This window comes from Streptomyces sp. NPDC003284 (assembly GCF_053589675.1).
The window spans coordinates 242,649-261,037 of sequence record NZ_JBSFSI010000003.1 but is presented as its reverse complement, the minus strand read 5'-3'; the positions used below and the strand labels follow the sequence as shown (position 1 = coordinate 261,037).

General features: G+C 69.4%; 17 protein-coding genes. 9 read left to right on the top strand and 8 right to left on the bottom strand.

Translation table 11 applies throughout. The features are described from left to right. Positions 1-12: 12 nt before the first annotated feature. The 6 genes from gyrB to dnaA form a co-directional block, all read right to left on the bottom strand. Positions 13-2,097: a DNA topoisomerase (ATP-hydrolyzing) subunit B gene (gene gyrB, locus ACWDYF_RS08230; RefSeq protein WP_381738866.1), complete on the bottom strand. Its 2,085-nt coding sequence runs from the start codon at positions 2,095-2,097 to the stop codon at positions 13-15. A gap of 470 nt (positions 2,098-2,567) precedes the next feature. Beyond that, positions 2,568-3,152, bottom strand: a complete 585-nt coding sequence (locus ACWDYF_RS08225) for a DUF721 domain-containing protein (protein WP_381738868.1) — start codon at positions 3,150-3,152, stop codon at positions 2,568-2,570. Next, positions 3,149-4,270 (bottom strand): DNA replication/repair protein RecF, encoded by a 1,122-nt coding sequence (gene recF / locus ACWDYF_RS08220; RefSeq protein ID WP_381738870.1) that lies wholly within the window; start codon positions 4,268-4,270, stop codon positions 3,149-3,151. The genes ACWDYF_RS08225 and recF overlap by 4 nt, the downstream gene beginning before the upstream one ends. Before the next feature lie 108 nt (positions 4,271-4,378). Further along, on the bottom strand, positions 4,379-5,254 hold the full coding sequence (gnd, locus tag ACWDYF_RS08215; protein WP_064534076.1) for a phosphogluconate dehydrogenase (NAD(+)-dependent, decarboxylating): 876 nt from the start codon (positions 5,252-5,254) through the stop codon (positions 4,379-4,381). A 145-nt stretch (positions 5,255-5,399) separates the two neighbouring features. After that, complete coding sequence (gene dnaN, locus ACWDYF_RS08210) at positions 5,400-6,530, bottom strand: DNA polymerase III subunit beta (RefSeq protein WP_018566212.1); 1,131 nt, start codon at positions 6,528-6,530, stop codon at positions 5,400-5,402. A 1,014-nt stretch (positions 6,531-7,544) separates the two neighbouring features. Then, complete coding sequence (dnaA, locus tag ACWDYF_RS08205) at positions 7,545-9,770, bottom strand: chromosomal replication initiator protein DnaA (protein WP_389462756.1); 2,226 nt, start codon at positions 9,768-9,770, stop codon at positions 7,545-7,547. A gap of 368 nt (positions 9,771-10,138) precedes the next feature. Between dnaA and rpmH the strand changes: the two genes are divergently transcribed. The 9 genes from rpmH (at position 10,139) to ACWDYF_RS08160 (ending at position 16,875) form a co-directional block, all read left to right on the top strand. Next, complete coding sequence (gene rpmH / locus ACWDYF_RS08200; protein ID WP_003956500.1) at positions 10,139-10,276, top strand: 50S ribosomal protein L34; 138 nt, start codon at positions 10,139-10,141, stop codon at positions 10,274-10,276. 21 nt (positions 10,277-10,297) lie between these two features. After that, a complete protein-coding gene (rnpA, locus tag ACWDYF_RS08195; RefSeq protein ID WP_078510028.1) occupies positions 10,298-10,669 on the top strand; it encodes a ribonuclease P protein component in 372 nt (123 codons plus the stop codon). After that, a complete protein-coding gene (gene yidD, locus ACWDYF_RS08190; protein WP_037894499.1) occupies positions 10,666-11,019 on the top strand; it encodes a membrane protein insertion efficiency factor YidD in 354 nt (117 codons plus the stop codon). Before rnpA ends, yidD begins: the two co-directional genes overlap by 4 nt. A gap of 3 nt (positions 11,020-11,022) precedes the next feature. Then, positions 11,023-12,324: a membrane protein insertase YidC gene (gene yidC / locus ACWDYF_RS08185; RefSeq protein ID WP_381738875.1), complete on the top strand. Its 1,302-nt coding sequence runs from the start codon at positions 11,023-11,025 to the stop codon at positions 12,322-12,324. 15 nt (positions 12,325-12,339) lie between these two features. Beyond that, a complete protein-coding gene (locus ACWDYF_RS08180; protein WP_018566217.1) occupies positions 12,340-12,852 on the top strand; it encodes a Jag family protein in 513 nt (170 codons plus the stop codon). 117 nt (positions 12,853-12,969) lie between these two features. Then, entirely contained in the window at positions 12,970-13,686 is a 717-nt protein-coding gene (gene rsmG / locus ACWDYF_RS08175) for a 16S rRNA (guanine(527)-N(7))-methyltransferase RsmG (RefSeq protein ID WP_026252262.1), read from the top strand. A gap of 253 nt (positions 13,687-13,939) precedes the next feature. Further along, positions 13,940-15,013, top strand: coding sequence for a ParA family protein (locus tag ACWDYF_RS08170; RefSeq protein ID WP_078510029.1), 1,074 nt, complete (start codon positions 13,940-13,942; stop codon positions 15,011-15,013). Continuing rightward, on the top strand, positions 15,010-16,044 hold the full coding sequence (locus ACWDYF_RS08165; protein ID WP_026252263.1) for a ParB/RepB/Spo0J family partition protein: 1,035 nt from the start codon (positions 15,010-15,012) through the stop codon (positions 16,042-16,044). The genes ACWDYF_RS08170 and ACWDYF_RS08165 overlap by 4 nt, the downstream gene beginning before the upstream one ends. A gap of 213 nt (positions 16,045-16,257) precedes the next feature. Beyond that, complete coding sequence (locus ACWDYF_RS08160; RefSeq protein WP_026252264.1) at positions 16,258-16,875, top strand: GNAT family N-acetyltransferase; 618 nt, start codon at positions 16,258-16,260, stop codon at positions 16,873-16,875. A gap of 92 nt (positions 16,876-16,967) precedes the next feature. Here the strand turns inward: ACWDYF_RS08160 and trxA are convergent, their stop codons facing one another. Together trxA and trxB are read right to left on the bottom strand one after the other, a co-directional pair. Continuing rightward, complete coding sequence (gene trxA, locus ACWDYF_RS08155) at positions 16,968-17,297, bottom strand: thioredoxin (RefSeq protein ID WP_018566222.1); 330 nt, start codon at positions 17,295-17,297, stop codon at positions 16,968-16,970. Between the two features lie 52 nt (positions 17,298-17,349). Then, positions 17,350-18,321, bottom strand: a complete 972-nt coding sequence (trxB, locus tag ACWDYF_RS08150; protein ID WP_018566223.1) for a thioredoxin-disulfide reductase — start codon at positions 18,319-18,321, stop codon at positions 17,350-17,352. Between the last annotated feature and the right edge of the window lie 68 nt (positions 18,322-18,389).

The following is an 18,389-nucleotide window of genomic DNA, read 5'->3' as shown; positions in this document are numbered from 1 at the left end:
GCTGAGACCGACTCAGATGTCGAGGAAGCGGACGTCCTTGGCATTGCGCTGGATGAACTGGCGGCGGGCCTCGACGTCCTCGCCCATCAGGACCGAGAACAGGTCGTCGGCCTGGGCGGCGTCGTCGAGGGTGACCTGGCCGAGCACACGGTGCTCCTGGTCCATGGTGGTCACGCGCAGTTCCTCGGCGTTCATCTCGCCGAGGCCCTTGAAGCGCTGGATCGAGTCCTCGCGCACCCGCTTGCCGCGCTGACGGCCCATTTCCAGGAGCGCGTCGCGCTCGCGGTCGGAGTAGGCGTACTCGACGTCCTCCCGGCCCCACTTGATCTTGTACAGCGGGGGGCGGGACAGGAACACGTGGCCGGCCTCGACCAGCGGCCGCATGAAGCGGAACAGGAAGGTCAGCAGCAGGGTGTTGATGTGCTGGCCGTCGACGTCGGCGTCCGCCATCAGGATGATCTTGTGATAGCGGAGCTTCTCGATGTCGAAGTCCTCGTGCACACCCGTGCCGAACGCGGAGATCAGCGCCTGGATCTCCTGGTTCTGGAGGATCTTGTCGATCCGCGCCTTCTCGACGTTGAGGATCTTGCCGCGGATGGGCAGGATCGCCTGGTACTCCGGGTTGCGGCCGGACTTGGCCGAGCCGCCGGCGGAGTCGCCCTCGACGATGAAGATCTCGCACTTGGTGGGGTCGTTCGACTGGCAGTCCGAGAGCTTGCCCGGCAGCGAGGCGGACTCCAGCAGGCCCTTGCGGCGGGTGAGGTCGCGGGCCTTGCGGGCCGCCACGCGCGCGGTGGCCGCCTGGATGCCCTTGCGGATGATGTCCGCCGCCTCGACCGGGTTGCGGTCCAGCCAGTCGTTCAGGTGTTCGTAGACGGCGCGCTGGACGAAGGTCTTCGCCTCGGTGTTGCCCAGCTTGGTCTTCGTCTGGCCCTCGAACTGCGGCTCGCTCAGCTTGACCGAGATGATCGCGGTCAGGCCCTCGCGGATGTCGTCGCCCGTGAGGTTGTCGTCCTTGTCGCGCAGCAGCTTCTTGTCGCGCGCGTACTTGTTGATCAGGCTGGTGAGGGCCGCCCGGAAGCCCTCCTCGTGCGTACCGCCCTCATGCGTGTGGATGATGTTGGCGAACGAGTACACACCCTCGCTGTAGCCGCCGTTCCACTGCATGGCGACTTCCAGGGACAGGCTCTTGTCCCGGTCCTCGGCCTCCAGGTCGATGATCGTGGGGTGCACCACCTCTCCCTTGCGGGAGTTGAGGTACTTCACGAAGTCGACGATGCCGCCCTCGTAGTGGTACGTGACGGACTTGACCTCGTCCTTCTGGTCCGCGCCCGCCTCGTCCGCGCCGGTGGTGGCCTTGGCCGACTCGCGCTCGTCGGTCAGCCGGATCGTCAGGCCCTTGTTGAGGAAGGCCATCTCCTGGAAGCGCCGCGACAGCGTCTCGAAGGAGTACTCGGTGGTCTCGAAGATGTCCGGGTCGGCCCAGAAGGTGACCGAGGTGCCGGTCTCCTCGATCTCCTCGTGCTGGGCCAGGGGGGCGGTGGGGACGCCCATCTTGTATTCCTGGGTCCAGCGGTGCCCGTCGGTCCTGACCTCGACCGAGACCTTGGACGACAGGGCGTTCACCACGGAGACGCCGACGCCGTGCAGACCGCCGGAGACCGCGTAGCCGCCCCCGCCGAACTTGCCGCCCGCGTGCAGCACGGTGAGCACGACCTCCAGGGCGGGCTTGCCCTCGGAGGGGACGATGCCCACCGGGATACCGCGGCCGTTGTCCACGACGCGGACCCCGCCGTCGGGCAGGATCGTCACGTCGATGGTGTCCGCGTGCCCGGCCAGCGCCTCGTCGACCGAGTTGTCGACGACCTCGTACACGAGGTGGTGCAGACCGCGCTCACCGGTGGAGCCGATGTACATACCGGGTCGCTTGCGGACCGCGTCCAGACCCTCCAGGACGGTGATGGCGCTGGCGTCGTACGAGGCCGTGGCCTCACTGTGCAAAGAGGCGGCCGACGGCTGGGCGTCGGCGTCGGTGGACGGGATGTTCTCGTTGGGGTTGCCGGAATCGGCCACGAAGCGCCCTTTCTGGCACAGCACGAGCCGGGCTCCTGGGGGTGCCCCCTTTGGGGGAGGGTCGCCGGAGCGGCTGCGGCATGTTGCGTTGGTAAGCCTTTGATCAGCGTTGCTCAGCTTTTCCCGGACGGTCCCCACGGTCGGGGCGGGATCTGCTCCCAGTCTACCGGTAGCGCCGACACTGATGGGGGTTTGCCGGTACCTGAGTCCGCATGTGGCGCCCTGAACCGGCCTTCGCCGGGTCCCGATATGTGGAAGGGGGCCCCAAGAGGCTCACAGCGGCACTCAGCGCTTCCGGATGTCAACCCTTCGCTACTCCGGGGTCAGGTCAGGATTCGCAAGCGCGTGCGGTTGCGCGACCAGGTGCCGCGACCGGCCCACCGACAGCCCTGCGTGACCGCCTGATGTGATCTCTGTCACCTTTTCGGGCGATGGTCCGCCGATCGCCCCGCGGGCGCCGCACCACCCGCACCCCGAGGTGCAAAAGGGGCGTTTCACCCGTAGGTGTCGCCGGGTCCCTTGCTCCCGGGCGCGCGCAGCGGACCGTAGCGCCGGGGCCCCGCACCGGGGCCGTGCACCTTGATCAGCCGGACCGCGCCGTGCCCGAGGTCCTCGTTGAGCCGGGCGACCAGGTTCGGCGCGAGCAGCCGCAGGTTCGTCGCCCAGGCCGTCGAGTCGCAGCGCACGGCCAGCACCCGCTCGTCCTCGTCGTACCGCTCCGGCACGCAGTGCTTGGCGACGTCCGCGCCCACGATCTGCGGCCAGCGGCCCATCACCCCGCCGACCGCGGCCGGGGTCTCCCAGCCGCGCTCGGTGATCAGCCGGTTGATGGCCGCCCCGAGCGCCATCGGGTCCCGGCCGTCGGCGCGGGCGCCCGAGCGCAGACCGCCGCCGCGCCGCGCCTGCTTCTTCTGCCGCGTCGCGTCCCCACGCGCGCGCGCCGCCTCCTTGGCCGCGCGCAGCGCCACGCGCGCGAGGTCGACGCCGGAGGGCTCGGGGGCCCGGCCGGACGCCTTGGGCGCCCGCGCCGCGTCGGCGGCCTTCCCGGCACCGGCCGCCGGATCGCTCCCGCCGCTCATACGCGCTCCACCGTCCCGTCCGACACGGTGAACCGCGTACCCGCCAGCACATGCGGTACGTCGTCGTCGACCGCCGCCGTCACCAGGACCTGCTCGCCGGGCGCGACCAGCTCGGCCAGCCGCTCGCGGCGCCGGGCGTCCAGCTCGGCGAAGACGTCGTCCAGGACCAGCACCGGCTCGTTGCCCTCGGCGCGCAGCAGGTCGTAGGAGGCCAGGCGCAGGGCGAGGGCGTAGGACCAGGACTCGCCGTGGGAGGCGTAGCCCTTGGCGGGCAGTTGCCCGAGCTTGAGCACCAGGTCGTCGCGGTGCGGGCCGGCCAGGGTGACGCCCCGCTCGATCTCCTGCTTGCGGACCTCGGCGAGCGCGGCCATGAGCTGCGCGAACAGGTCCTCGCGGGTGTGCGCGTCGCCGGGCGCCGACGGCTTGTACTCCAGGGCGACCGGTCCGCCGCCGGGGGCCAGCTGCTCGTACGCCTTGTCGGCCAGCGGCTGGAGGGTGGCGATCAGGTCGAGGCGCTGGGCCAGCAGCTCGGCGCCCGCGCGCGCGAGGTGCTGGTCCCACACGTCCAGCGTGGACAGATCCATGGTGCGCCCGCCGTGGCGACGGGCGAGCGCCGCGGACTTCAGCAGGGTGTTGCGCTGCTTGAGGACCCGCTCGTAGTCGGAGCGGACGCCCGCCATCCGCGGGGAGCGGGCGGTGACCAGCTCGTCGAGGAAGCGGCGGCGCTCACCGGGGTCGCCCTTGACCAGGGCGAGGTCCTCGGGCGCGAACAGCACCGTGCGCACGATGCCGAGCACGTCACGCGGTCTGACCTGCGAGGACCGGTTGATCCGGGCCCGGTTGGCGCGGCCGGGGTTCAGCTCCAGCTCGACCAGCTGCTGCCGCTCGCCCTGCCGGACCTGCGCGCGGATCACCGCCCGCTCGGCGCCCATGCGGACGAGGGGGGCGTCGGAGGAGACCCGGTGGCTGCCGAGGGTGGCGAGGTAGCCGACCGCCTCGACGAGATTCGTCTTGCCCTGGCCGTTGGGACCGACGAAGGCGGTGACGCCCGGGTCCAGCGGGACCTCCGCCCGGGGGTACGAGCGGAAGTCGGCCAGCGACAGATGCGTGACGTGCATGGTCGTGCGCCGGCCTCCTCCAGCGGGTGGACCGCCGGACGGTCCCGTGTCGTACGGACCGTCCGGGGCCCGGGTCCTCGCGGTCCGCGGACCGCGACGTCCTTCGGACTACTTCTTCTCCACGGCGTGGCCGCCGAACTGGTTGCGCAGCGCGGCGATCATCTTCATCTGCGGCGAGTCGTCCTGGCGGGAGGCGAACCGGGCGAACAGCGAGGCCGTGATCGCGGGCAGCGGCACGGCGTTGTCGATGGCCGCCTCCACCGTCCAGCGGCCCTCGCCGGAGTCCTGGGCGAAGCCGCGCAGCTTCTCCAGGTGCTCGTCGTCGTCCAGCGCGTTGACGGCGAGGTCGAGCAGCCAGGAGCGGATGACGGTGCCCTCCTGCCAGGACCGGAAGACCTCGCGGACGTTGTCCACGGAGTCGACCTTCTCCAGCAGCTCCCAGCCCTCGGCGTACGCCTGCATCATCGCGTACTCGATGCCGTTGTGGACCATCTTCGCGAAGTGGCCCGCGCCCACCTTGCCCGCGTGCACCGAGCCGAAGTCGCCCTCCGGCTTGAGCGCGTCGAAGACCGGCAGCACCCGGTCGACGTGCTCCTGGTCGCCGCCGTACATCAGCGCGTAGCCGTTCTCCAGGCCCCACACGCCGCCGGAGACGCCGCAGTCGACGAAGCCGATGCCCTTGGCGGCCAGCTCCTTCGCGTGCTTCTCGTCGTCCGTCCAGCGGGAGTTGCCGCCGTCCACGACCACGTCACCCGGTTCGAGCAGCTCGGCCAGCTCGTCGATGGTCGACTGGGTCGGGGCTCCGGCCGGGACCATCACCCAGACCACGCGGGGGCCGTCCAGCTTGTCCACAAGCTCTTGCAGGCTGTGGACGTCCGCGAGGTCGGGGTTGCGGTCGTATCCGAAGACGGTGTGGCCCGCGCGGCGTATCCGCTCGCGCATGTTGCCGCCCATCTTGCCGAGGCCGACGAGACCGAGCTCCATCAGTTGTGTCCTTAGGTGTCCGACGTGATGTGGGGGCGCTTGAGTGCCCGGGTCCGAGCCTAGACCCGGACGCTCGGGCACATCCGTGGGCATACGCGCTCATACGTACGCGCGTACGCCCCACCGTCGGGCCGGGACGGGCCGCTCAGCCGCTCAGGCGGACCGGCATGATCAGGTACTTGTACGCCTCGTCCGCCTCGGCGTCCACGGCCGGCTTGCCGCTGAGCAGCGCGGGCTTGGTGGACGTGGTGAACGACAGCTGGGCGACCGGGGAGTCGATGGCGCTCAGGCCGTCCAGCAGGAACGTCGGGTTGAAGGCGATGGAGATGTCGTCGCCCTCCAGCTGGGCGTCGACCCTTTCCACAGCCTGTGCGTCGTCGCTGGAACCGGCCTCCAGGATGAGCACGCCCTGCTCGAAGCTGAGCCGCACCGGGGTGTTGCGCTCGGCGACCAGGGCCACGCGCTTGACGGCCTCCACGAAGGGGGCGGTCTCGATGACGGCGACGCTGTTGAACTCGGTGGGGAACAGCGTGCGGTACTTCGGGAGGTCGCCTTCGAGCAGGCGGGTGGTCGTCCGGCGGCCCGCGCCCTCGAAGCCGATCAGGCCCTCGCCCGCACCCGAGCCCGAGAGCGCGAGGATGACGCTGTCGCCGCTGGTCAGCGCCTTGGCGGTGTCCTGGAGCGTCTTGGCGGGCACCAGGGCGACCGCGGAGACGTCCGGGTTCTCCGGCTTCCACAGGAACTCGCGGACCGCGAAGCGGTAGCGGTCGGTGGAGGCCAGGGTGACCGTGTCGCCCTCGATCTCGATGCGGACACCGGTGAGCACGGGCAGCGTGTCGTCGCGGCCGGCGGCGATGGCGACCTGCTGCACCGCGGAGGCGAAGACCTCGCCGGGGACCGTGCCGGTGGCGTTCGGCATCTGGGGCAGAGCCGGGTACTCCTCCACAGGCAGGGTGTGGAGGGTGAAGCGCGAGGAGCCGCAGACCACCGTCGCCCGTACACCGTCTGTGGAAATCTCCACCGGCCGGTTGGGGAGCGCACGGGAGATGTCGGCGAGCAGCCGGCCGGAGACCAGGACGGTGCCCTCCTCCTCGACCTCGGCGTCCACCGAGACGCGCGCGGAGACCTCGTAGTCGAAGCTCGACAGGCTCAGCTGGCCGTCCTCCGCCTTCAGCAGCAGGCCGGCGAGAACAGGCGCCGGCGGACGGGCCGGGAGGCTGCGTGCCGCCCAGGCCACTGCCTCCGCGAGTACGTCGCGTTCCACCCGGATCTTCACCGTAAGCCGCCTCCTGCTGTTGCTACTGAGTCCTCCGACTCGGTGTCACCGCCCGCTGTGACGGGAGGAGCACCGGGGACCAGTCTGACGCACCGCACTGACAGTAGGTGCCGGTCGGGGTCAAGTCGCTCCGGGGGGCGGCCGGGCTCGAGAGCGCGAGTTGTGCACAGGACCCGCTTCGAAACGGATTCCGCTCTCTTACTGGTTGGGAGTAGTAGTAGGGGCTGTGGATACCGTGGATAACCACGTTTGCCCAGCTCAGCGCAGGAATTTTGTCCACTGACCCTGTGGGTGGAGCCGGTGGACAACTCGGGGTCTCTGTGGAGAACAGAAAGTTCTGCACACCTAACCCACAGATCGAGGGCAGTTCTCCCCAGCTGCGTCCCCAGGTTTACCCACGTTTCCCACACCCCAATCCGGCACCTTGGTGTGACGGCTTTCACTCGACACGGTGACCGGGTGCGTCGCGTTGCCGAACAGTGGACAACCATGTGGAGAAGCAGCCGATCATTGGGGACAACCGGCCACAGCCTGTGGGTTGTCCGTGGACAACTTCACGCACAGCCTGTGGATCTCCGCTTCGTCCACAGCCTGTGGAGATCCTTCGTCCACGATTCCACAGGGCGCTGAGCTGGGCGGACGCCCGATCCGCGGCCTGCCTGTGGACGCCGTTCGGGACAACTCCCCAGTCCCCAGCATGTGGACGGAAGAAAGTCGCCCAATCTGTGGAGGACGGCCGTAACCCGGCGAGTAATCGAACAGCGGGGACTGGTGGGCGAGGTGCGGCCGGGCGCCGGTCGCGTCCCGACCGCCCGGCACACGGCCGTCCGAGGCCGGTCGGCGGGCGGTCGGCGGGCGGTCCGTGCCGGGCGGTCGGGAGCCTTCCCGTCGGTGCCGGGCCTCCTGGGCACTGCGAAGGGCGCCCCCGCGGATCCGTTCCGCGGGGGCGCCCTCGTGTCGTCCTGAGCCGTGCTGTGCGTGCTGTGCTGTGCCGTGCCGCCGTGCGGCGGGTGCTCAGCCGTTCTTGATGCGGTTGGTCAGCTCGGTGACCTGGTTGTAGATGGAGCGCCGCTCGGCCATCAGCGCGCGGATCTTGCGGTCGGCGTGCATGACGGTCGTGTGGTCGCGGCCGCCGAACTGCGCGCCGATCTTCGGCAGCGACAGGTCGGTCAGCTCGCGGCACAGGTACATGGCGATCTGGCGTGCCGTGACCAGCGCCCGGCCGCGCGAGGTACCGCACAGATCCTCGACCGTGAGGCCGAAGTAGTCGGCCGTGGCCGCCATGATGGCCGGCGCCGTGATCTCGGGCGCGCTGTCCTCGCCGCCGGGGATGAGGTCCTTGAGGACGATCTCCGTCAGCCCCAGGTCCACCGGCTGCCGGTTGAGCGAGGCGAACGCCGTGACCCGGATCAGCGCCCCCTCCAGCTCGCGGATGTTGCGCGAGATGCGGGAGGCGATGAACTCCAGCACCTCCGGCGGGGCGTTGAGCTGTTCCTGCACCGCCTTCTTGCGCAGGATCGCGATGCGCGTCTCCAGCTCGGGCGGCTGGACGTCGGTGATCAGGCCCCACTCGAAGCGGTTGCGCAGCCGGTCCTCCAGGGTGACCAGCTGCTTGGGCGGCCGGTCCGAGGACAGCACGATCTGCTTGTTGGCGTTGTGCAGCGTGTTGAAGGTGTGGAAGAACTCCTCCTGCGTCGACTCCTTGTCCGCCAGGAACTGGATGTCGTCGACGAGGAGGATGTCCATCTCGCGGTAGCGCTTGCGGAAGCTGTCGCCCTTGCCGTCGCGGATGGAGTTGATGAACTCGTTGGTGAACTCCTCCGAGCTGACGTACCGCACGCGCGTGCCCGGGTAGAGGCTGCGCGCGTAGTGCCCGATCGCGTGCAGCAGGTGCGTCTTGCCGAGGCCCGACTCGCCGTAGATGAACAGCGGGTTGTATGCCTTGGCGGGTGCCTCGGCGACGGCCACGGCGGCGGCGTGCGCGAACCGGTTGGACGCGCCGATGACGAACGTGTCGAAGAGGTACTTCGGGTTGAGCCGCGCGGTCGGCTCGCCCGGCCCGTGGCCCTGCGCCGCGTGCCCGGCCGCGTGTCCTGAGCCGCCGCCGGACGAGGGCGGGACCGCCGGACCGCCGCGGTGCGCGGGCCCGCCGCCGGGCGGCGGCTCGGGCAGCTCCCGGCGGACCGGGTCGCGCTGGTCGTACTCGGACCGGCCGGAGTCGTAGTCGGAGCGCGAGGGGTCGTACGCGGGGCGCTCCACCGGACGCGGACGGTAGTCCTGGGACGGGGAGTACTCCTGGGACGGCGGATAGGGCTCGTGCCCGCCGCTGTACGTGTCCTTCGCGGAGCCGTACGCGTCCTTGGCGCCGCCGTACCCCTCGGGCGCGCCGTAGCTCTCCTGCGGTCCGTACTGGTCGCGTGCGCCGTACGGCTCCTGGGCGGGCGACGCGTACGGGTCCCGTTCCGGGAAGCCGAGCCGCTGCTGCTGCCAGCCGTAGTCGTCCTGGGCGGGGCGCGGCCAGGCCCCGGGCGCGGGGCGCTGGTAGTCGCCGTACTCCGCGGGGTAGGCGGGGCGGGCGGTCGGCAGCTGGTCGGCGCCGTCGGCCGGGCCGGTGCGCGGGGGCAGCGGATCGCCGCTCGCGCCGCTCTTGCCGGAGCCGCCGGGATGCTCGTCGCCGCGGCCGGGGCGGTCCTGCCGCTCGCGCCGGTCGTGCCGCTCCGGGCGGTCGGAGCGGTCGGGGTGGTCGTGCTGGTCGCGCCGCTCGGCGTGATCGGGGCGGTCCGGGCGGTCCGGCCGCTCCGGGCGGTGGGGCTCGGCCCGGTGCCGGCCGTAGCCCTCGTATCCGCCCTGGCCGGTGGGGAGTTCCTGCTCCTCGTACTCCCCGTACTCCCCGTACTCGTCGTAGCGCTGCTTCGAGACCGGGGGGGCCTGCTGGGCCGCCGGTGCGGGGGGCTGGGACTCGCCGATGGAGCTGTCGACGGTGATCGCGATGCGGATCGGCCGGCCGCACTCGCGGCTCAGGCTCTCGCTGACGACCGGGGCCAGACGGCCCTCCAGGACGTTCTTCGCGAATTCGTTCGGTACGGCGAGCAGCGCGGTGTCCGCGACCAGCGCGAGCGGCTGGCAGCGGCGGATCCAGCGTCCGTCCTTGGTCTCCAGCCCCTGCCCCCGGCCCTCGCCGAGGAGCTGCTCCAGTACGCGTGGCCACACTGCGGCAAGATCGGCAGGTACGTCAGCCACAGGGCACGCTCTCTCACGGGGTCCCACGAACGTGTGGTTCGGGACGGGTCGGGATGTAAACGGGGGACAAGGGAACGAAGGGGAGTCCGCCCACGGTAGTCAGCGCGGCGGGTACCGTTCAAGTTGTTGTCCCCAGGCTGTGGACAAGTGTGTCCCGGCGCTGCGCGGTTTGACCGGATGGCCTAGCCGCGCGTACCGTAACCAGGTCGAGTTGTCGATGGCTGCTGCCGCCTGCCTCCGAAGGGCACAGATCGCGTCAAGGTGATCGGTCAAGCGGTGCACACGCGCGTGACTACGAGCTGATCGTGGGCGCACGGTGACAGCCAGGACGGCACCCCGCCACTACCGATTCTTTCTGGAGCCCCCGAGTGAGCAAGCGCACCTTCCAGCCGAACAACCGTCGTCGCGCGAAGACCCACGGCTTCCGGCTGCGTATGCGCACCCGTGCCGGCCGCGCGATTCTCGCGTCCCGCCGTAGCAAGGGTCGCGCCCGTCTGTCCGCCTGATCCCGGTCAGGTCATGCCGTCGTGCTGCCCACCGAGAACCGGCTGAGGCGGCGCGAGGACTTCGCGACCGCGGTACGACGAGGACGCCGGGCCGGCCGCCCACTCCTCGTCGTCCATCTTCGTAGCGGTGCAACGGACCCGCACGCGCCTGGGGAGAGCGCTCCCCCGACGCGTGCGGGTTTCGTCGTCAGCAAGGCAGTGGGCGGCGCGGTCGTGCGCAACACGGTGAAGCGAAGGCTTCGCCATCTGATGCGCGATCGGGTCGACCAGTTGCCCCCCGGTAGCCTGGTAGTCGTACGAGCGCTACCCGGTGCGGGCGACGCCGATCACGCGCAACTGGCCCGCGACCTGGATGCCGCCCTTCAACGACTGCTGGGAGGGGGCACGCGATGAAGTACCCGCTGCTGGCCCTGATCAAGCTGTACCAGTGGACGATCAGTCCACTGCTCGGGCCGGTCTGCAAGTACTACCCGTCGTGCTCCCACTATGGCTACACGGCCATCGACCGGCACGGCGCCGTCAAGGGAACGGCACTCACCGCCTGGCGCATCCTGCGCTGCAACCCGTGGTCGCTGGGCGGTGTGGACCACGTTCCTCCGCGCAAGCGCCCGCGGTGGCACGAATCGCTGCGTGCCGCCTGGCGTGCGCGCAAGGGCGGGTCCTCCGCCGCCGAACCGGCCACCGACGGGGACCTCCCGCCGAGCCCGGCCGCGAAGACCTCGTCCCATGCCCAAGGAGCATGATTAGTGGACACGATTGCCAGTTTCTTCAGTTTCATCACCTGGCCCGTCTCCTGGGTCATCGTCCAGTTCCACACGGTGTACGGGGCGATCTTCGGACCGGATACCGGCTGGGCCTGGGGCCTGTCCATCGTGTCCCTGGTGATCCTCATCCGTATCTGCCTGATCCCGCTCTTCGTGAAGCAGATCAAGGCGACACGGGCGATGCAGACGCTCCAGCCGGAGATGAAGAAGATCCAGGAGCGCTACAAGAACGACAAGCAGCGCCAGTCCGAAGAGATGATGAAGCTGTACAAGGAGGCGGGCACCAACCCGCTTTCCTCGTGCCTTCCCATCCTGGCGCAGTCCCCGTTCTTCTTCGCCCTGTACCACGTGCTCAACGGCATCGCCTCGGGCAAGAAGATCGGCGTCATCAACGACTCGCTGCTGGAGAGCGCCCGCCAGGCGCACATCTTCGGCGCGCCGCTCGCCGCGAAGTTCCTGGACGGCGCCGACACGGTGCAGAAGCTCGGCGCCTCGCTGACCGACGTCCGGGTCGTCACCGCGATCATGATCGTCCTGATGTCGGCGTCGCAGTTCTACACGCAGCGCCAGCTGATGACGAAGAACGTCGACACCACGGTGAAGACGCCGTTCATGCAGCAGCAGAAGATGCTGATGTACGTCTTCCCCATCATGTTCGCCTTCTTCGGCATCCGCTTCCCGGTCGGTGTCCTCGTCTACTGGCTGACCACCAACGTGTGGACCATGGGCCAGCAGATGTACGTGATCCACAACAACCCGACCCCGGGTTCCAAGGCCCAGGCCGCCTACCTGGAGCGCCTGTACAAGCACGTCACGCACCACGGCAAGACCCGCAACCGGGGCGAGAAGGCCATCGTCAAGGCGATCGTCGCCAAGGGCCGCGACCGCAACGAGTTCGAGCGCAAGTTCGTCAACAGCCTGACCAAGGCCGGTCTGGCGGCCCAGGCCGACGGCACCGTGATCAAGAGCGACGCCGCCACCGTCGTGGAGACCGAGGACGGCACGGTCACCACCACGGCCGGCACCGGTCCCCGGCGCCAGCAGCCCAAGCGGCAGAGCAAGGCCCAGCGCCAGGGCGGGGCCAAGGCAGCAGGCGCCGGCGACTCCGAGGAGGCCCCCTCGCTGACCAAGGCCGAGCCGGAGAGCGAGTCCGACGTACCACAGGACACTCCTCCCGCCGCTGCCAAGAAGCCTGCCGCCAAGTCGGCGGGCAGCACCCGCAGCAAGGCCCAGTCCGGCCAGCGCAAGGGCCCGCAGCGCCCCAAGTCCCCGTCCAAGAAGTAAGAAGGAGCCCATCCCGTGACGGAAGGCACCACCTCCGCCGCTGCCGAGGGCGCAGACGCCCTGACCCGCCTGGAGCAGGAGGGCGAGATCGCGGCGGACTACCTCGAGGGTCTGCTGGACATCGCCGACCTCGACGGCGACATCGACATGGACGTCGAGGCCGACCGCGCCTCTGTCTCGATCATCAGTGACGCCGGCACCCGTGACCTGCACAAGCTGGTCGGGCGGGACGGCGAGGTGCTGGAGGCGCTCCAGGAGCTGACGCGGCTGGCCGTGCACCGGGAGACCGGCGACCGCAGCCGTCTGATGCTGGACGTCGCGGGCTACCGCGCCCAGAAGCGGACCGAGCTGTCCGAGCTGGGCGCCAAGGCCGCGGCGGAGGCCCGGAGCACCGGCGAGCCCGTGAAGCTCAAGCCGATGAGCCCGTTCGAGCGCAAGGTCGTGCACGACGCCGTCAAGGCTGCGGGCCTGAGCAGCGAGTCCGAGGGCGAGGAGCCGCAGCGCTTCGTCGTCGTACTCCCCGCCTGAGCGGACCCCACGTTCCACCGGCCCCGTCTGTAGCGCAGGCGGGGCCGAACTTTGTCAGCCTGGTAGTTCTGATGGTCGGCGCTGATCGCGCTGATGCGGTACGGAAGGACGGTTCCCGTGACGGAGGCAGCGGAGCTCCCCCCTGCGCCCGAGCAGGCACGTGAGGTATTCGGTGATCGCTTCGCGGATGCGGTCCGGTATGCCGAGCTGCTGGCCGAGGCAGGAGTGCAGCGAGGGCTCATCGGCCCACGGGAGGTACCCCGCCTGTGGGAGCGGCATCTGCTGAACTGCGCGGTGCTCTCCGAGGTCGTTCCCGAAGGGGTGACCGTGTGCGATGTCGGCTCCGGCGCCGGTCTGCCGGGCATCCCCCTGGCCCTGGTCCGGGACGACATCAAGATCACGCTGCTGGAGCCGCTGCTGCGGCGCACCAACTTCCTCACCGAGGTCGTCGAGCTCCTGGGGCTCGACCATGTCACCGTCGTCCGGGGACGCGCCGAGGAACTCATGGGCAAGCTCCCGCCGGTCCATGTGGTGACCGCCAGGGCAGTGGCCCCGCTGGACCGGCTGGCCACCTGGGGCATCCCGCTGCTGCGCCCCTACGGCGAGATGCTGGCGCTCAAGGGGGACACGGCGGAGGAGGAGCTGAAGAGCGCCGGAACCGCGCTGAGCAAACTCGGTGCGGTGGAGACCTCCATCCTGCATGTGGGTGAGGGGATCGTGGATCCGCTGTCCACCGTGGTCCGTGTGGAGGTCGGTGAGAGTCCGGGCGGAGTGCGCTTCGCCGCGAAGCGTGCGAAGGCGGCCCGGACGGGCCGGGTGCGCCGGAGGCGATGAGTCTCTGCTCCGCCGGGCGGACTCCGCTGGGGGGCGCGCGGCGGAGTGTCGCTCACAAAAAGGGCGAATTGTTGTCATCGTGTTTCACGTGAAACGTCGCTCACTGCTGCACGGCATCATCAACCGTGGCCGCGCTGCGGCCCATCCCCGCGACCGCAAGCCTCTCGGTTCACCCAGAGAGGGAACGGAGTTGTCCACAGAGGTGGATTTCTCCACAGAACGACAGGCCTCACTGGTTCGCGACCCCGAAGGCATGGGAGGCTCTGTTCATCGCGAGCCTGAAGTCGAGGAGAGTGAATCCTTGCGGTCCGACGCCAACATCGCGGGACCGATGACCGATCCGGTCCCCGGTCCCCGTACCGAGTCGATCGGGGAGCATGTTTCACGTGAAACACCGCCCCCGATGGACGACACCCCCATCGGTCGTGCTGCCCAACTGGCGGTCGAGGCTCTAGGCCGCGCCGGCGAGGGTCTGCCCCGCCCCGAACAGACCCGTGTCATGGTGGTCGCCAACCAGAAGGGCGGCGTCGGCAAGACGACGACGACCGTCAACCTCGCCGCCTCACTGGCTCTGCACGGCAGCCGGGTCCTGGTGGTCGACCTCGACCCGCAGGGGAACGCCTCCACCGCGCTGGGAATCGACCACCACGCCGAAGTCCCGTCGATCTACGACGTGCTGGTGGAGAGCAAGCCTCTGGCGGAGGTCGTCCAGCCCGTTCCCGATGTCGAGGGTCTCTTCTGCGCCCCCGCCACGATCGATCTCGCCGGTGCGGAGATCGAGCTGGTGTCCCTGGTGGCCCGGGAGAGCCGACTGGAGCGGGCGATCCAGGCGTATGAGCAGCCGCTGGACTACATCCTCATCGACTGCCCGCCCTCGCTCGGTCTGCTGACGGTCAACGCCCTGGTAGCCGGCCAGGAGGTCCTCATCCCGATCCAGTGCGAGTACTACGCACTGGAGGGACTGGGGCAGCTCCTGCGCAACGTCGATCTGGTGCGGGGGCATCTGAACCCCACCCTGCATGTGTCGACCATCCTGCTCACCATGTACGACGGCCGGACCCGTCTGGCGTCCCAGGTCGCCGACGAGGTGCGCAGCCACTTCGGCGACGAGGTGCTGCGGACGAGCATTCCCCGCTCGGTGCGTATCTCCGAGGCACCCAGCTACGGGCAGACGGTGCTGACCTACGATCCAGGATCGAGCGGTGCCCTCTCCTACCTTGAGGCGGCACGAGAAATCGCGTTGAAGGGCGTCGGGGTCAGCTATGACGCCACGCATGCCCACATCGGCGCACAGAGCGACCCGAGCATGGTGGAGGGGATCCAGTGAGTGAGCGACGGAGGCCTGGGCTGGGCCGGGGCCTGGGGGCCTTGATCCCTGCCGCTCCGACGGAGAGGACCCCGCTGCCGGGTCCGGCGGGAAACCCCGGCCCGGTGCTGATGTCCGACCGGGGAGTGGCCGCGGCGAAGGTGGCCATGGTGCCGCCCCCGCCGGTGGGCGCCCACTTCGCGGAAGTGCCCCTGGACTTCATCACGCCGAACCCTCGTCAGCCCCGTGAGGTCTTCGACGAGGAGGCGTTGACCGAGCTGGTCACCTCCATCAAGGAGGTCGGCCTGCTCCAGCCGGTCGTCGTACGGCAGATCGCTCCCGAACGCTACGAGCTCATCATGGGCGAGCGGCGCTGGCGGGCCTGCCGTGAGGCCGGGCTCGAAGCCATTCCGGCGATCGTACGAGCCACGGACGACGAGAAGCTGCTGCTCGACGCCCTGCTGGAGAACCTGCACCGGGCCCAGTTGAACCCGCTGGAGGAGGCCGCCGCCTACGACCAGCTGCTGAAGGACTTCAACTGCACCCATGACCAGCTAGCCGACCGCATCGGTCGCTCCCGTCCGCAGGTCTCCAACACCCTGCGCCTGCTGCGGCTCTCGCCGGCGGTGCAGCGCCGGGTGGCCGCCGGAGTGCTGTCCGCCGGACATGCGCGGGCGCTCCTCTCGGTCGAGGACTCGGAGGAGCAGGACCGGCTCGCCCACCGGATCGTGGCCGAGGGCCTCTCGGTGCGGGCCGTGGAGGAGATCGTGACGCTCATGGGGTCGCGGCCGCAGGCATCACCGCGGTCGAAGGGACCGCGTGCCGGAGCTCGGCTGTCTCCCGCCCTGTCCGATCTCGCGACCCGGTTGTCCGACCGCTTCGAGACCCGGGTGAAGGTCGACCTGGGGCAGAAGAAGGGCAAGATCACCGTAGAGTTCGCCTCGATGGAAGACCTTGAGCGCATTCTCGGCTCGCTGGCTCCCGGCGAGGGACCGGTACTTCAGAAGGGCCTGCTGGACGGCGGTCCGGAGGAGACCGAGACGGATTCCTGACCCCTCGGCGGGGCCGGGCGGACAGACGCTCCGCAAAGGCGGGCCGTGAACCGGAACACCACCGGTTCACGGCCCGCCTTTGCTTCTCCTCGGTGTCCACCGAAACCCAACGTGGATACGATGCGATCAGGTATGACGCATCCACTTGACGCCTCGTCCCGGAGGGACGGCCGCTCGTGACGCAGCGGGCGAAGGAAGCGAGGATCAGCCTTCATGGGCCGTAGGCTCCTGCCGCTCACTCTGGACAATCTTGAGGATCTTCCCCAGCGCTGTCGCGCATGCGTCTTCTGGGAGCTGGACCCGGTCAGCGGTGAGGCCGCGGTCAGAGCGGGCAGGCTCGCCGTGGAGAAGGAAGCGTGGATCTCCGCCGTCCTGCTGGACTGGGGCTCGTGCGGTCGCGTCGCCTACGTCGACGATGCGCCGGTGGGATTCGTGCTCTATGCTCCTCCCGCCTATGTGCCCCGCTCCACCGCGTTCCCGACGAGCCCGGTCTCCCCGGACGCGGTCCAGCTGATGACGGGCTTCGTGCAGCCCGGCTACCAGGGACAAGGGCTGGGGCGGGTGCTGGTGCAGAGCGTCGCCAAGGATCTGCTGCGCCGCGGTTTCAAGGCCATCGAGGCTTTCGGGGACGCCCGCTGGAAAGAACCCGCCTGTGTGCTGCCGGCGGATCATCTGCTGGCGGTGGGCTTCAAGACGGTCCGGCACCACCCCGCGCACCCCCGGCTCCGCCTGGAGCTGCGCTCGACCCTCTCCTGGAAGGAAGACGTGGAGATGGCACTCGACCGGTTGCTGGGAGCGGTCCAGAAGGAACCGGCACTGCGCCCCCTGTGACCCCCGCTGTACGCCGAATGGGCCAGCCCTGACGGGCTGGCCCATTCGTGTTTCACGTGAAACATGCGCCGCCGACCCGGCGGAGCGGTTGACTAGGCGATGAAGTCCTCAAGATCGCGGACGATCGCGGCCTTCGGCTTCGCGCCGACGATGGTCTTGGCGACCTCGCCGTTCTGGTAGACGTTCAGCGTCGGGATCGACATGACGCCGTACTTGGCAGCCGTGTCCGGGTTCTCGTCGATGTTGAGCTTGACGATCTCGATCTTCTCGCCGTACTCGGCGGCGATGGCTTCGAGGGACGGGGCGATCTGGCGGCAGGGACCGCACCAGGCGGCCCAGAAGTCCACCAGTACGGGCTTGTCGCTCTTGAGGACGTCCTGCTCGAAGGAGGCGTCGGTCACGTGCTTCAGGGTGCCGGCCACGGCGGGCTCCTTAGTTTCTTCGCGTTCGTGCGGGGTGGGGCGGTCAGGGAGGTCAGACAGTGGTCTTCTCGGGCTCTGCCTGCTGCTCGTTGTCCGCGAGAGCGGCAAGGAACCGCTCGGCGTCCAGGGCGGCGGAGCAGCCGGTGCCCGCGGCGGTGATGGCCTGGCGGTAGGTGTGGTCGACGACGTCACCGGCACCGAACACACCGGTGAGGTTGGTGCGCGTGGAGGGCGCGTCGACCTTCAGGTAGCCCTCTTCGTCCAGGTCGAGCTGGCCCTTGAACAGCTCGGTCCGCGGGTCGTGGCCGATCGCGATGAACAGACCCGTCACCGGGAGATCCGAGAGTTCGCCGGTCTTGACGTTGCGCAGCTTCAGGCCGGACAGTTTCTGCTCGCCCTGGACCTCGGCGATTTCGCTGTCCCAGATGAACTTGATCTTCGGGTCGGCGAAGGCGCGCTCCTGCATCGCCTTGGAGGCGCGCAGCGTGTCCCGGCGGTGGACGATCGTCACGGACTTGGCGAACCGGGAGAGGAAGGTGGCCTCCTCCATCGCCGTGTCACCGCCGCCGATCACGGCGATGTCCTGGTCCTTGAAGAAGAACCCGTCGCAGGTGGCGCACCAGGACACACCCCGGCCGGAGAGAGCGTCCTCGTTGGGCAGACCGAGCTTGCGGTGCTGCGAGCCGGTGGTGACGATGACGGCCTTCGCCCGGTGCACGGTGCCCGAGGTGTCCGTGACGGTCTTGATCTCACCCGTGAGGTCGACGGAGACGACATCGTCCGGGATCAGCTCGGCGCCGAAGCGCTCGGCCTGGCCCCGCATGTTGTCCATGAGGTCCGGGCCCATGATGCCGTCGCGGAAGCCGGGGAAGTTCTCCACCTCGGTGGTGTTCATCAGCGCACCACCCGCGGTGACGGCGCCTTCGAACACCAGCGGCTTCAGCGACGCGCGCGCGGTGTAGAGGGCCGCCGTGTAGCCGGCGGGCCCGGAGCCGATGATGATCACGTTGCGGACGTCGCTCACGGCTTGTTTCCTCGTCTCTGGACTGTGTCCTACGGCCGGTGGAGCTGCTCTCGGTGCTCTCACCCCAC

Bases quoted from the DNA above. Each gene is read 5' to 3' on its own strand.
- ACWDYF_RS08170 (WP_078510029.1), top strand. From the start codon at position 13,940: ATGGGAGGCTCTGTTCATCGCGAGCCTGAAGTCGAGGAGAGTGAATCC.
- ACWDYF_RS08225 (WP_381738868.1), bottom strand. From the start codon at position 3,152: ATGAGCGGCGGGAGCGATCCGGCGGCCGGTGCCGGGAAGGCCGCCGAC.
- recF (WP_381738870.1), bottom strand. From the start codon at position 4,270: ATGCACGTCACGCATCTGTCGCTGGCCGACTTCCGCTCGTACCCCCGG.
- yidD (WP_037894499.1), top strand. From the start codon at position 10,666: ATGAAGTACCCGCTGCTGGCCCTGATCAAGCTGTACCAGTGGACGATC.
- ACWDYF_RS08160 (WP_026252264.1), top strand. From the start codon at position 16,258: ATGGGCCGTAGGCTCCTGCCGCTCACTCTGGACAATCTTGAGGATCTT.
- gnd (WP_064534076.1), bottom strand. From the start codon at position 5,254: ATGGAGCTCGGTCTCGTCGGCCTCGGCAAGATGGGCGGCAACATGCGC.